Here is a 13,352-nt window from a genome sequence, read left to right on the forward strand (position 1 = left end):
ATAGTTTAATGGGTAGTTATCCCTCATCTAAAAAGGTGGGGGATGTACTGCTCATTAAAGTGAAAATACCGGAAAGGAGAGGGAAAATGGGAAATCAACATGCAATGGATTTGTTTGAGGAAGAGAAAAAGTTTATAAAAGCGCAAGTTCTTCATACCATTTTCCACAACGAAGAAAACCTCTATTCCGTTGTCAGTATGAAAGTCATTGAAACGAATGAAACGTATGACGAAAAGAAAGTAATGATAAACGGTCATTTTCCCCGCATGCATGAAGATGAAGTGTTTACATTGACAGGTCATTTTAAGGACCATCCAAAGTATGGAAAACAATATATGGTTGAAACATTTAAAAAAGAATTGCCGCAAACAAAAGCAGGTATGGTGCAATATTTAGCGAGTGATTTATTTAAAGGGATAGGAAAGCGTACAGCTGAAAAAATTGTGGACCATCTCGGAGAACATGCTATTTCTAAAATTATGGATGACCCTGAGGCATTAAATGGTGTCGTTAATAAACAAAAGGCTCAGGAAATATATGAGACAATTGTTGAACATCAAGGGCTAGAGAAAGTAATGAGCTTTTTAAATGGCTACGGTTTTGGAACGAAACTTTCTATTAAGATTTACCAGCAATATAAAGAGATGACATTAGAAGTGATTCGTAATAATCCGTATCAACTTATCGAAGAAGTGGACGGGATTGGTTTTGGAAGAGCGGATGATATAGGGCGTGCGTTAGGGATATCGGGTAATCATGACGACCGTGTACGCGCAGGATGTTTTTACACATTAGAGAATGTCTCATTACAACTTGGTCACGTTTATATGAGGAAAGATCAACTTGTAAGAGAAACGATGTCACTTTTAAACAATCAAGAAGGAAGAGTGACTGAGGAAGATATTATAGGTTGTATTGAAACGATGCAAAGTGAAGGGAAAGTCATCATAGAAGAAGAACGAGTGTATTTAGCAACGTTATTCTACTCTGAGAAAGGTGTTGTAAAGTCTATTCGCAGGCTTATGAATCAAGAAGAAACACCTTCATTTCCAGAAGCAGAAGTGTTAAAAACGTTAGGTGAAATTGAAGAACAACTGAACGTACAATATGCACCGTTTCAACAAGAAGCAATTCAAACGGCACTTCATAAACCGATGATGTTATTGACAGGTGGACCAGGAACAGGGAAAACAACAGTTATTAAAGGGATTGTTGAAATGTATGCATCACTACACGGGTTATCGTTAAATCCGAATGAATACAGTGATGATAATCCATTTCCAATACTATTAACAGCTCCAACAGGAAGAGCAGCGAAGCGGATGAGTGAATCGACAGGACTTCCGGCTTGCACAATTCACCGTTTACTTGGTTGGACGCCAGAAGGATCTTTCCAGCGTAATGAAACGGATCCTGTCCAAGGTAAGCTCCTTATTATCGATGAATTTTCAATGGTTGATATTTGGCTTGCAAATCAGCTATTTAAGTCGTTGCCGACGAACATTCAAGTTATCGTTGTAGGTGATGAAGATCAGTTGCCATCTGTAGGACCTGGACAAGTATTAAAAGATTTATTAAATGCAGGCGCAGTTCCGACAGTGAAGCTTACTGAAATTTATCGTCAAGCGGAAGGCTCATCAGTGATTCAACTTGCCCATGCGATAAAAAATGGAACTCTACCACCAGATTTAGCACAAAATCAAAAAGATCGTTCATTTATCGGCTGTACAGGAGCTCAAATTGTTGAGGTTGTGAAAAAAGTTTGTGAAAATGCTAAAACAAAAGGCTTTAGCGCAAGAGATGTACAAGTATTAGCACCGATGTACCGCGGGCCTGCTGGTATTAATGTATTAAACGAAGCGCTGCAACAAGTATTTAATCCGAAGAGGGAAAAGAGTAAAGAAATTGCTTATGGTGATGTTGTGTACCGAAGAGGCGATAAAGTACTGCAACTCGTGAATCAGCCGGAGAGCCAAGTGTTTAATGGTGATATTGGGGAAATTGTTTCGGTGTTTTATGCGAAAGAAAACGTTGAGCAACAAGATATGATTATCGTTTCATTTGACGGAATTGAGGTAACGTATACGAAGCCCGATTTAAATCAAATTACGCATGCATATTGTTGTTCCATTCATAAATCACAAGGTAGTGAATTTCCGATTGTTATTATGCCAATCGTGAAAAGTTACAACCGTATGTTACGTCGTAATTTAATTTACACGGGCATTACAAGAAGTAAGAAGTTCCTTATTATTTGCGGAGAGGAAGCAGCTTTCCAATCTGGTGTAAATCGCCTTGATGATGCAATGCGTCAAACAACCTTAGCTAGTCGCTTGCAAGAATCACAAGGAGAAGTACAGATGGTCACAGTTAATGGCGAGGAAATGGACGTGGAAAACATTTCACCGTATGATTTCATGTAACAAGGTGAAATTATATAGTGAAACTTTCAAACGCATAGCGTTGAAAGGCTCCAGTAAAATGTATAAATGAATGCAGTTTGGACATAATGGCGAATAGAATCTGGGAGACTGTAAGGAGATGAAAGCCATATGTTTATTTGTCCAAATTGCAAAGGGAAAGACATTGGAAAAATAGGTGTCAACCAATTTTATTGCTGGAATTGTTATATCGAATTATCGGTTTCAAAGGGGAAAATCCATACGCATCAAGTTGAGGAAGATGGTTCACTAAGCTCTCTTGATGATTTATTTGATGAGAATGAAAGAACGATCGGATAACGAAAAGGGGGATTTACTTTGAATCTACGCAATTCATTAATCGCATTAGGTGTTGGAGCTGCAGCATATCAATATGCTCGTAAGCAAGATGTATTTTCAAAACGCAATATGAAAAAAGCACGTAAGATGATTAAGTCTTACTTATAATCATTTCGATAAAGTGAAAAACTCCCTTGTAGACAAGGGAGTTTTTTTATGCACCCATATGTAAATAAAAAAGTCCGATCTCTGAGAAAAGATAAGATAGACCGTAGCAGCCAACGCCAAGTATTCCATACTGCCATAATTGCTTCGCTTTTTCTTTACGTGAGGAATGAATAAAGAACCCCTTCCAAATACCGAACCCGATACAAATCCATTCAAGAATCATAAAAAGTGCTGATAATCCAAGCATAAACAAAACCATAATTAGCCCTCCTGATTATATTAATTCATGCTGTATTCTCAGGGGTGGTTGTCCTTGTTATGTTATTTATATGTACGTCTTTAAAAAACAGTATGGTCCGTATGAAAAGATTTTAAAAGTTTCGCACATAACCTACCCCATTTATTTTCAAAATAAAGGTGGAGGAGGTTTTTCATGTGAAGAATCTTAAAATCATTTGGATATATCGTTTAGGATTATTGTTACTTGTTTTTCTTTGTCTGCTCGTCTTTTTAAAAATTAAGCCGCTATGGGCACCGATTATTTTTGTATTTAAAGTAGCAATCACGCCGTTTCTTATCGCGTGTTTTATTGCGTATTTATTGCACCCTTTAATTGAAAAAATTCATAAGGAAGGGATGCCCCGTACACTTGCCATTTTGCTCATTTATATCCTTTTCTTTGGCGGAATTGGTTATGGGATTTATAAAGGAACACCAGTCGTTATTAAACAGTTACAAGAGATTAATGAACAATTTCCGCAGTTTACAAAAATGTACGATTCGTGGATGGATGGCGTTACAGAACAAACGGCGAATTTCCCTTCGTTCATTCATGAAAAGGTGAAACAACTTTTTGTGGGTGTGGAAACGAAGATTCAAGCGCTTTTAAATAAAGTGATGAGTACAGCTCGTGGTGTACTCGATTCATTGCTCATTATTTTCTTAATACCGTTCATTGTATTTTACATATTAAAAGATTATGGTGAGTTTTATCATATCTTTTGGAAACTAGTCCCAAGTAAATGGCGAGGTACGGGGCAAATGCTTGCGAAAGAAATTGATAAATCACTTGGAAGTTATATTCGAGGACAGTTATTTGTTTGTTTAGTATTAGGGGGAGTATCAGCTCTTTCTTTTTGGTTTATCGGTATGAAATATCCATTATTGCTTGGCATTATTATTGGGGTAACGGATATAATCCCGTACTTCGGTCCTATTTTAGGAGCAATCCCGACGTTAATGATTGCAGCAACAGTATCAACGAGTTTACTTATTAAGGCGGGGATCACAATTGCGATTTTGCAATTTGTGGAGAGTAACATTTTATCGCCTTACATCGTTGGTAAGTCACTTCGTATGCATCCCGTTATTATTATGCTTGCCTTACTAGTTGGGGGAGAGGTAGCTGGGATTGTAGGATTGCTAATATCGGTTCCGATTTTAGCAGTTATTCGCACTGTCATTGTTCATGTGAGACCGCTCTTGAAAAAAGAAGATGTGTAAGTATAGAAGCCCTCTATGTAAGAAATAGAGGGCTAATCATATATTTATTTAGAAAGCTGCTCGTGTATCTTTTGAACGAGGGAGCTCACATCATTTGTTTGAATATGTTTTATTTTTTTCCATTCGTTATCATACATAAATACAATTTGATTGTTGAAAAGACGCTTTTGTTCTTTTAGATTAGAAATTTTTGCGAAAGAGTACTCTTCAAATATTGGATTCTTACTTACATCTGGCCCATAAAAGAATAGCCTTTTGTTCGTTAAAATTAGCATTCCTGGCCTTGCGACGGAACGATAAATAAATATGTCTAATGAACATGCTGCGTAAAATAATATCGTTTCGTCAGTCGCTAATATGTTTTTAGCTTTGCTAAGTAAGGTTGTCATTGTGATCGCTCCTTTATTTTATTAACAATAATTTAATTATAACAAAAAAAGTAATATTTAGAAATTTTTATAAAATATTCTTATAAGGAGATTCCGATTTGTTAATAAATGCATACTATATGAAAAGGCTGTTAAGAATGAATAGTAGAATACTTATGATTAATAAGTAATTAATCCAATATAAATGATTATCTACATTGACAAACTTAAGAGAATTCTATTATATTTAGTCATATAATACATTAAATCAATGACGGAACAAGTACGTTACAGTCCATTTATAGAGAGAAGCTTCCATATGGCTGAAAGAAGCTTTAAATGAAGGGTAACAGAAAGCTAATCCTGAGAGCAGCTAATCACTGCCGTCTTGCCACGTTATGGCACCATGAGGTGATGAATTGATTGTTATTGTAATCAATTCATAATTAGGGTGGTATCGCGAGTTAACTCTCGTCCCTTTTATAGGGACGGGAGTTTTTTATATTTAAGGAGGAAAATACAATGAAACAACTAACAGGCGCACAAATTCGTCAAATGTTTTTAGACTTTTTCCAAGAAAAAGGACATGCAGTAGAACCTAGTGCATCACTAGTTCCGCATGAAGATCCATCTCTTCTATGGATTAATAGTGGTGTAGCTACATTAAAAAAATATTTTGATGGACGTGTAATCCCACAAAATCCACGTATTACAAATGCTCAAAAATCAATTCGTACAAACGATATTGAAAACGTAGGGAAAACAGCTCGTCACCATACATTCTTTGAAATGTTAGGAAATTTCTCAATTGGTGATTACTTCAAAGAAGAAGCAATTACCTGGGCTTGGGAATTCTTAACGAGCGACAAATGGATCGGATTCGATAAAGAATTACTATCAGTTACAATCCATCCAGAAGATGAAGAAGCATTCACAATTTGGAATGAGAAAATGGGCGTTCCAAAAGAGCGTATTATTCGCTTAGAAGAAAACTTCTGGGATATCGGTGAAGGACCAAGTGGACCGAATACAGAGATTTTCTATGACCGCGGAGAAGCTTACGGTAATGACTTTAGTGACCCAGAATTATATCCAGGCGGAGAAAACGAGCGTTACTTAGAAGTATGGAACCTTGTATTCTCTCAATTTAACCATAATCCAGACGGTTCATATACACCACTTCCTAAGAAAAACATTGATACAGGGATGGGTCTAGAGCGTATGACATCTATCGTTCAAGATGTGCCTACAAACTTCGATACAGACCTATTCATGCCGATGATTGATGCAACAGAAACAATTTCTGGTGAAAAATATCGTAATGGCGATTTAGAAAAAGATATGGCATTCAAAGTAATTGCTGACCATATCCGTACAGTAACATTCGCTGTTGGTGACGGTGCTCTTCCATCTAACGAAGGCCGTGGTTATGTATTACGTCGTTTATTACGCCGCGCTGTTCGTTATTCGAAGAAATTAAACATCAATCGTCCATTTATGTTTGAATTAGTACCGGTTGTTGGAGAAGTAATGAAAGACTTCTATCCAGAAGTACTTGAAAAGAAAGATTTCATTGCGAAAGTTGTGAAGAACGAAGAAGAGCGTTTCCATGAAACACTTCATGATGGTGAAGCGATTTTAGCTGAAGTAATTGCAAAAGCAAAAGAAGAAAAAACAACTGTTATTTCTGGAGTAGATGCGTTCCGTCTATATGACACATACGGTTTCCCAATTGAATTAACAGAAGAATATGCAGAAGAAGCTGGCATGACAGTTGATCATGAAGGTTTTGAAAATGAAATGGAAAAACAACGTGAGCGTGCACGTGCTGCTCGTCAAGACGTTGATTCTATGCAAGTTCAAGGTGGTGTCCTTGGAGAAATTAAAGTAGCGAGCGAATTCGTTGGTTACGGTACAGTTGCAACAGAAAGTAACGTTGTTGCACTTGTGAAAAATGGCGAATACACAGACAGCTTACAAGCTGGTGAAGAAGGACAATTAATGCTTGATGTAACACCATTCTATGCTGAGAGCGGTGGACAAATTGCAGACCGTGGTTACCTTCTTGCGGATGGTGTGAAAGTTCTTGTAAAAGACGTACAAAAAGCACCAAACGGCCAAAACTTGCATAAAGTTGTTGTTGAAGAAGGTACATTAACGAAAGATGCGGCTGTAAAAGCTATTATCGATACGAAAAACCGTAGTAGCGTTGTAAAAAATCATACAGCAACTCATTTACTACACCAAGCATTAAAAGACGTACTTGGAACACACGTTAACCAAGCAGGTTCTCTTGTAACTTCTGAACGTCTACGCTTTGACTTCTCTCACTTCGGTCAAGTACAAGCTGACGAATTAGAAAAAATTGAGCGTATGGTAAACGAGAAAATTTGGGAAAGTATTGATGTTGAGATTTCTCAAAAAGCAATCGAAGAAGCGAAAGAAATGGGTGCAATGGCATTATTCGGTGAAAAATACGGTGATGTTGTACGCGTTGTACAAGTTGGCGATTACAGCTTAGAGCTTTGCGGCGGTTGTCACGTTGATAACACAGCTTCTATCGGTATTTTCAAAATCGTTGCTGAGTCTGGTATCGGTGCAGGAACTCGTCGTATTGAAGCAGTAACTGGTAAGTCTGCATACAAATTAATGAATGATCAAGTAGGTTTATTAAAAGAAGCAGCAGGAAAAATGAAAACAAATCCGAAAGATATTTTAACAAGAGTTGATGGTCTATTTGCTGAAGTGAAACAACTGCAAAAAGAAAATGAATCTCTTGCTGCGAAATTAAGCAATATCGAAGCTGGAAACTTAACTGATTCTGTAATGACAGTTGATGGTGTGAATGTATTAGCAGCGAAAGTAAATGTTGCAGATATGAATAACTTACGTACGATGATGGATGATCTGAAAAATAAATTAGAGTCAGCAGTTGTTGTATTAGCGTCTGTTAATGACGATAAAGTAAACATCCTAGCAGGTGTAACGAAAGACTTAATTAGCCAAGGTTACCATGCTGGTAAACTTGTGAAAGAAGTAGCTTCTCGTTGCGGCGGTGGCGGTGGCGGCCGTCCTGATATGGCACAAGCAGGCGGTAAAAACCCAGCTCAAGTCGAAGAAGCTTTAGCATTTGTACAAGAGTACGTTAAATCTGTTTCAAAATAAAGAGATAGTAGTGTACAATGGTAGGGAGAGGAGAAGTTCTTCTCCCTATACTTACTATATAAGTGAGGTGCTTGAAATGGACGGTTTTGATAAAACAATGAAGTTTAGCATTCAAGATGAAAAACAGAGTGTCCATGTAAATGATGTACTTTTAACTGTGTATGATGCACTTCAAGAAAAAGGCTATAATCCGATTAACCAAATCGTCGGTTATTTATTAAGTGGAGACCCAGCATACATACCTCGCCATAAAGATGCACGTAGCATCATTCGCAAGCTTGAACGTGATGAGTTAATTGAAGAGCTTGTGAAGTCTTACTTGAAACATCATCGTGAGGAGTAGTTTATGCGGATATTAGGTTTAGATGTAGGTACAAAAACAGTCGGAGTTGCAATTAGCGACGAAATGGGCTGGACAGCACAAGGATTAGAAACAATTAAGATTAACGAAGAACGAGGTCACTTTGGTTTTGATCGTATTTCTGAGTTAGTAAAGCAGTACAATGTGGACAAGATAGTAGTAGGTTTACCTAAAAATATGAATGGTACAATTGGCCCGCGTGGTGAAGCGTGCCAACAATTTGCAGAAAACCTACGAGAGCTGTTACAATTAGACGTTGTAATGTGGGACGAGCGTTTGTCAACAATGGCAGCGGAACGTCTGCTCATTTCAGCCGATGTAAGCCGTAAGAAGCGAAAGCAAGTAATTGATAAGATGGCTGCAGTCGTAATCTTACAAGGATTTTTAGATAGTAAATAAGAGGTGACCAAAATGGAAGAAAATCAAATTACAATTGTAGACGAAAAAGGTAACGAACATTTATGTGAAATTATTTTCACTTTTGACGCTGAAAAATTTGGGAAAAAATCATACGTAGTCTTCTCTCCAATCGGTGAAGTAGATGAAGATGGAGACCAAATTTATGATGCAATGGCTTATGAGCAAAATGAAGAAGAGGGCGGAACTTTACTTCCAATCGAATCTGAAGAAGAGTGGGAAATGGTACAAGAAATGTTCAACACTCTAGCTGATGAGCAAGAAGCTGAATAATAAGTACTGAAAAGATGGACGACATACAGTCCATCTTTTTTTGTATTTATATGTAAAATGAAAGATTTTTTGTCGAAACTGTGTAAGTCTTTGTAGTATAATGAGACGGATTGTAGAAAAATAAAGTGTCAATTAAAAAAGATAAGTGAATTTTTAGCGTTTTTACATCGTGCTGTATAGAAAGGTGTACATACGGTCTACAATTAAGTAAGGAGGAAATGTTTTGATAGAGAATCAAGTGAAAAAGAAGCGTAGACGCATCTTTTTATTTTCGATTATTGCACTGCTTTTAGTTTGTGGTTCAGTCTATGCGTATATTTCATCCGCATTAGGACCAGTTGATAGCGGGAATAAAAAAGAGATTGAAGTAGAAATTCCGAAAGGATCATCTACAAGTAAAATTGGAGAAATTTTAGAAGAAAAAGGCGCTGTAAAAAACGGTACAGTTTTTAGTTTTTATACAAAGGCTAAATCGAAAAGTTTACAAGCAGGTACATATTTATTAAATCCTTCAATGAATGCTGAAGATGTGATCGAACAAATGTCATCTGGCAATGTGCATCGTCCGGCTCTTTATAAAGTGACGATTAAAGAAGGGGCGCAAGTAACTGAAATTGCAGAAACGATTGCGACAGAACTAAAGTGGAATAAAGATGATGTTACGCGTCAATTAAACGATAAAGCATTTATTCAAAAAATGCAGCAAAAGTATCCGAAGTTATTAACGGATAAAATCTTTGATAGCAATATTAAATACCCATTAGAAGGTTATTTATATCCTGCAACGTATTCGTTTTATAAGAAAGATACAACGTTAGAAGAAATTGTAATTCCAATGCTTGAGAAAACAAATGCAATCATTGTTCAAAATGAGGCGAAAATGAAAGCGAAGAATTGGGATGTTCATCAGCTTTTAACATTATCTTCACTTATTGAAGAAGAGGCAACTGGTTTTACAGATCGTCAAAAGATCTCTAGTGTCTTTTATAATCGTTTAGCAAAAGGTATGCCGCTTCAAACGGATCCAACGGTATTATATGCACTTGGAAAGCATAAACAACGTGTATTATACGAAGATTTAAAGGTCAACTCACCGTACAATACGTATGTTGTAAAAGGATTGCCGGTAGGGCCAATCGCAAACTCTGGTAAACATTCAGTAGAAGCTGCGTTAGAACCTGCGCAAACAGATTATTATTATTTCTTAGCTGCACCAAGTGGTGAAGTGTACTATGCGAAAACATTAGAAGAGCATAATGCATTAAAGCAAAAATACATTACGAAAAAATAGTGAAATGGGGAGGGATAGCGAAAAAAGTCGCACATCCCTCTTTTTTGTGGTAAAATATATCGGGTTAAAAACTGGCAGAAGAATCGTTTTTAATATCAAAACGGGACGTACAAGCTAAGGATAAAGCTGGCTTGTATTTTTATTGCATTCTATGTGTGAAAAGACGTCATAGAGGCACTTCTCCATGTAAATAAGGAGGACCATTTATGGAGGATGCAGTTAACGAGTACCTATTATCATTTATTGATCCGAAAGATAAATTAATTCTTGAAATGGAAGAATATGCAACAGAAAATCATGTGCCGATTATGGATCGACTTGGAATGGAATTTATGCTGCAATTTTTACGTTTAATTGGACCGAAAAGCATTTTAGAACTTGGAACAGCAATCGGTTATTCTAGTATTCGTATGATGCAAGCTATTCCAAATTCACGTATTGTGACAGTTGAGCGCAATCGTGAGCGATATGAAAAAGCACTTGAATATATAGAACGTTCCCCAGTAACAGATCGTATTTCAGTTATTTACGGTGATGCGTTAGAGACAGGTGAACAAGTAAAAGAACATGGGACATTTGACGTTATTTTTATTGATGCAGCAAAAGGACAGTATCGTCGCTTTTTTGACTTATATGAACCGTTATTAAATCCTGGTGGCGTAATTATTTCAGATAATGTTATGTACCACGGTCTTGTAACGACAAAAGAGAAAATTGAAAACAGACGTACACGTGGTTTAATCCGTCGTATTAAGACGTACAATGAGTGGCTTATGAACCATGAAGGATATGATACAACGATTTTCCCAATTGGTGATGGAGTAGCTGTTAGTAAAAAGAGAGGGTGACCAAGGTATGAAGAAACCTGAATTGTTAGTAACGCCAAGAGCGGTGGCGGATATCGAACAACTTGCGAAAGCAGGAGCAGATGCGGTAATGATCGGTGAGCAAAAGTTTGGTTTACGTTTAGCAGGGGAGTTTTCACGTGAAGATGTAAAACAAACTGTAAAGATTGCACATGAAAATGGTGTGAAAGTATACGTAGCCATGAACGCTATGTTCCACAACGATAAAGTAGAAGAATTAACAGATTACGTTTCATTTTTAAACGAAGTAAATGTAGATGCAATTGTTTTCGGAGATCCAGCGGTATTAATGGCTGTTCGTGAAGTAGCACCAAATATGCAGTTGCACTGGAATACAGAAACGACAGCAACAAACTGGTTCACTTGTAATTACTGGGGACAAAGAGGATCAAAGCGTGCTGTATTAGCTCGTGAGCTTAGCTTAGATGAAATTGTTGATTTAAAAGAAAATGCTGAAGTGGAACTGGAAGTACAAATTCACGGTATGACTTGTATGTTCCAATCGAAGCGTTCATTAGTAGGAAACTACTTTGAGTATCAAGGACGTAATCTTGACATTGAAAAGAAAAAATATGAAGAGAATATGTTCTTATATGACCCAGAGCGTAACAATAAATATCCAATTTATGAAGATGAAAATGGTACTCACATTATGAGTCCGAACGACATTTGTTTCATCGATGAATTAGAGGAACTAATCGATGCTGAAGTTGATAGCTTAAAAATCGACGGTGTACTAAAAAGCTCTGAATACATTATTGAAGTAACGAAGAAATATCGTCAAGCGATTGATTTATGCGTAGAAGATCGTGATGCATATTATGACGTGAAAGATGATCTATATAAAGAAATAGAAGAAATGCAACCAGTAAATCGTCCGTTAGATACAGGATTCTTCTTTAAAGAAACGGTTTACTAAACGAGGAGGGTGTAGGAAATGACTGTACAAGAAATTTCACGAGTGATCGATGGCAAACGTGTTATTGTGAAGAAACCTGAACTGTTAATCCCTGCGGGTAACTTAGAAAAATTAAAAGTAGCTATCCATTACGGGGCAGATGCTGTATATTTAGGTGGACAAGAATTTGGTCTTCGTTCGAATGCAGGTAACTTTACGCTAGAAGAAATGGCAGAAGGCGTTGAGTTTGCAAAGAAGTATGGAGCAAAAATATACGTAACAACAAATATCTTTGCACATAATGAAAATATGGACGGGCTAGAGGAATATTTAAAAGGGATTGAAAAAGCTGGCGTAACGGGAATTATCGTTGCTGATCCGCTTATCATTGAGACTTGTAAACGCGTAGCGCCTTCTGTTGAGGTGCATTTAAGCACACAGCAATCACTATCCAACTGGAAAGCAGCACAGTATTGGAAAGAAGAAGGTTTACATCGTCTTGTATTAGCTCGTGAAGCAAGCTATGAAGAAATGAAAGAAATTAAAGAAAAAGTGGATATTGAAATTGAAGCGTTCGTCCATGGTGCAATGTGTATCGCATATTCAGGAAGATGTACATTAAGTAACCATATGACAGCGCGTGATTCTAATCGTGGTGGTTGTTGCCAATCTTGCCGCTGGGATTATGATTTAGTTCAAACAGTATCACAACATAAAGATGCAAAAGAGCTTCCTCTATTCCAAGAAGGAGATGCTCACTTTGCGATGAGTCCAAAAGATTTAAATTTAATTTTATCAATTCCAAAAATGATTGAAATCGGAATCGATAGCTTAAAGGTAGAAGGACGTATGAAATCAATCCATTACGTAGCGACTGTAGCAACTGTATATCGTAAAGTAATTGATGCGTATTGTGCGGATCCAGATAACTTTGAGTTTAAACAAGAATGGTTAGATGAGCTTGATAAATGTGCAAATCGTGATACAGCTCCTGCATTCTTTGAAGGGGTTCCAGGACATCAAGAGCAAATGTTTGGAAATCATAGTAAGAAAACAACGTATGATTTTGCTGGTTTAGTGTTAGATTATAATGAAGAAACGGGCATCGTAACGATTGAGCAACGTAATCATTTCAAACCAGGACATGAAGTGGAGTTCTTTGGACCAGAAATAGAAAACTTTACGCAAACGGTGGAGAAAATTTGGGATGAGGATGGAAACGAATTAGATGCAGCGAGACATCCGTTGCAAATCGTGAAATTCAAAGTGGATCAACGAGTGTATGTGAATAATATGATGCGCAAAAGCATACTTCAATAAGA

The 13,352-nt window shown here is 37.1% G+C and carries 14 protein-coding genes and 1 other annotated feature; of the genes, 12 read left to right on the plus strand and 2 right to left on the minus strand.

What is annotated here, in order from left to right:
- Positions 1-86: 86 nt before the first annotated feature.
- The 3 genes from recD2 (at position 87) to QO049_RS15675 (ending at position 2,888) form a co-directional block, all read left to right on the plus strand.
- Positions 87-2,423 carry an SF1B family DNA helicase RecD2 gene (gene recD2 / locus QO049_RS15665; RefSeq protein ID WP_000528086.1) on the plus strand — a complete coding sequence of 779 codons (2,337 nt, stop codon included), beginning with the start codon at positions 87-89 and terminating at the stop codon, positions 2,421-2,423.
- Positions 2,424-2,552: 129 nt separating this feature from the next.
- Entirely contained in the window at positions 2,553-2,741 is a 189-nt protein-coding gene (locus QO049_RS15670; RefSeq protein ID WP_000469281.1) for a hypothetical protein, read from the plus strand.
- Between the two features lie 18 nt (positions 2,742-2,759).
- Positions 2,760-2,888: a YrzQ family protein gene (locus QO049_RS15675; RefSeq protein ID WP_001053553.1), complete on the plus strand. Its 129-nt coding sequence runs from the start codon at positions 2,760-2,762 to the stop codon at positions 2,886-2,888.
- A 46-nt stretch (positions 2,889-2,934) separates the two neighbouring features.
- Here QO049_RS15675 and QO049_RS15680 read toward each other — a convergent pair whose 3' ends face one another.
- Positions 2,935-3,147: a hypothetical protein gene (locus QO049_RS15680; RefSeq protein ID WP_000242535.1), complete on the minus strand. Its 213-nt coding sequence runs from the start codon at positions 3,145-3,147 to the stop codon at positions 2,935-2,937.
- Between the two features lie 176 nt (positions 3,148-3,323).
- Here QO049_RS15680 and QO049_RS15685 point away from each other — a divergent pair, with 176 nt between their 5' ends.
- Complete coding sequence (locus tag QO049_RS15685) at positions 3,324-4,391, plus strand: AI-2E family transporter (RefSeq protein WP_000793128.1); 1,068 nt, start codon at positions 3,324-3,326, stop codon at positions 4,389-4,391.
- Positions 4,392-4,435: 44 nt separating this feature from the next.
- Here the strand turns inward: QO049_RS15685 and QO049_RS15690 are convergent, their stop codons facing one another.
- Positions 4,436-4,780, minus strand: coding sequence for a PH domain-containing protein (locus QO049_RS15690; protein WP_000209584.1), 345 nt, complete (start codon positions 4,778-4,780; stop codon positions 4,436-4,438).
- 241 nt (positions 4,781-5,021) lie between these two features.
- Positions 5,022-5,241: a binding site (T-box leader), on the plus strand.
- 40 nt (positions 5,242-5,281) lie between these two features.
- Between QO049_RS15690 and alaS the strand changes: the two genes are divergently transcribed.
- The 8 genes from alaS to QO049_RS15730 all read left to right on the plus strand — a co-directional run bounded on the left by alaS (position 5,282) and on the right by QO049_RS15730 (position 13,350).
- Complete coding sequence (gene alaS / locus QO049_RS15695; RefSeq protein ID WP_284489329.1) at positions 5,282-7,924, plus strand: alanine--tRNA ligase; 2,643 nt, start codon at positions 5,282-5,284, stop codon at positions 7,922-7,924.
- 76 nt (positions 7,925-8,000) lie between these two features.
- Positions 8,001-8,267 carry an IreB family regulatory phosphoprotein gene (locus QO049_RS15700; RefSeq protein ID WP_000348590.1) on the plus strand — a complete coding sequence of 89 codons (267 nt, stop codon included), beginning with the start codon at positions 8,001-8,003 and terminating at the stop codon, positions 8,265-8,267.
- A 3-nt stretch (positions 8,268-8,270) separates the two neighbouring features.
- On the plus strand, positions 8,271-8,684 hold the full coding sequence (ruvX, locus tag QO049_RS15705; protein ID WP_001221193.1) for a Holliday junction resolvase RuvX: 414 nt from the start codon (positions 8,271-8,273) through the stop codon (positions 8,682-8,684).
- Between the two features lie 12 nt (positions 8,685-8,696).
- Positions 8,697-8,975, plus strand: coding sequence for a DUF1292 domain-containing protein (locus QO049_RS15710; protein WP_000392247.1), 279 nt, complete (start codon positions 8,697-8,699; stop codon positions 8,973-8,975).
- Between the two features lie 223 nt (positions 8,976-9,198).
- Complete coding sequence (mltG, locus tag QO049_RS15715; RefSeq protein ID WP_000572137.1) at positions 9,199-10,266, plus strand: endolytic transglycosylase MltG; 1,068 nt, start codon at positions 9,199-9,201, stop codon at positions 10,264-10,266.
- 206 nt (positions 10,267-10,472) lie between these two features.
- On the plus strand, positions 10,473-11,114 hold the full coding sequence (locus QO049_RS15720; RefSeq protein ID WP_000389102.1) for an O-methyltransferase: 642 nt from the start codon (positions 10,473-10,475) through the stop codon (positions 11,112-11,114).
- A gap of 7 nt (positions 11,115-11,121) precedes the next feature.
- Positions 11,122-12,051: a peptidase U32 family protein gene (locus QO049_RS15725; protein ID WP_000742811.1), complete on the plus strand. Its 930-nt coding sequence runs from the start codon at positions 11,122-11,124 to the stop codon at positions 12,049-12,051.
- An 18-nt stretch (positions 12,052-12,069) separates the two neighbouring features.
- Positions 12,070-13,350, plus strand: coding sequence for a peptidase U32 family protein (locus tag QO049_RS15730; protein ID WP_000217974.1), 1,281 nt, complete (start codon positions 12,070-12,072; stop codon positions 13,348-13,350).
- The last annotated feature ends 2 nt before the right edge of the window (positions 13,351-13,352 follow it).

It is taken from the genome of Bacillus sp. RB3 (assembly GCF_030164735.1).
Lineage (GTDB): Bacteria > Bacillota > Bacilli > Bacillales > Bacillaceae_G > Bacillus_A > Bacillus_A cereus.

Excerpts from the sequence above, each read along its gene's own strand:
- recD2 (WP_000528086.1), top strand. The coding sequence starts at position 87 with ATGGGAAATCAACATGCAATGGATTTGTTTGAGGAAGAGAAAAAGTTT.
- QO049_RS15670 (WP_000469281.1), top strand. The coding sequence starts at position 2,553 with ATGTTTATTTGTCCAAATTGCAAAGGGAAAGACATTGGAAAAATAGGT.
- QO049_RS15680 (WP_000242535.1), bottom strand. The coding sequence starts at position 3,147 with ATGGTTTTGTTTATGCTTGGATTATCAGCACTTTTTATGATTCTTGAA.
- QO049_RS15690 (WP_000209584.1), bottom strand. The coding sequence starts at position 4,780 with ATGACAACCTTACTTAGCAAAGCTAAAAACATATTAGCGACTGACGAA.
- alaS (WP_284489329.1), top strand. The coding sequence starts at position 5,282 with ATGAAACAACTAACAGGCGCACAAATTCGTCAAATGTTTTTAGACTTT.
- QO049_RS15700 (WP_000348590.1), top strand. The coding sequence starts at position 8,001 with ATGGACGGTTTTGATAAAACAATGAAGTTTAGCATTCAAGATGAAAAA.
- ruvX (WP_001221193.1), top strand. The coding sequence starts at position 8,271 with ATGCGGATATTAGGTTTAGATGTAGGTACAAAAACAGTCGGAGTTGCA.
- QO049_RS15710 (WP_000392247.1), top strand. The coding sequence starts at position 8,697 with ATGGAAGAAAATCAAATTACAATTGTAGACGAAAAAGGTAACGAACAT.
- QO049_RS15720 (WP_000389102.1), top strand. The coding sequence starts at position 10,473 with ATGGAGGATGCAGTTAACGAGTACCTATTATCATTTATTGATCCGAAA.
- QO049_RS15725 (WP_000742811.1), top strand. The coding sequence starts at position 11,122 with ATGAAGAAACCTGAATTGTTAGTAACGCCAAGAGCGGTGGCGGATATC.
- QO049_RS15730 (WP_000217974.1), top strand. The coding sequence starts at position 12,070 with ATGACTGTACAAGAAATTTCACGAGTGATCGATGGCAAACGTGTTATT.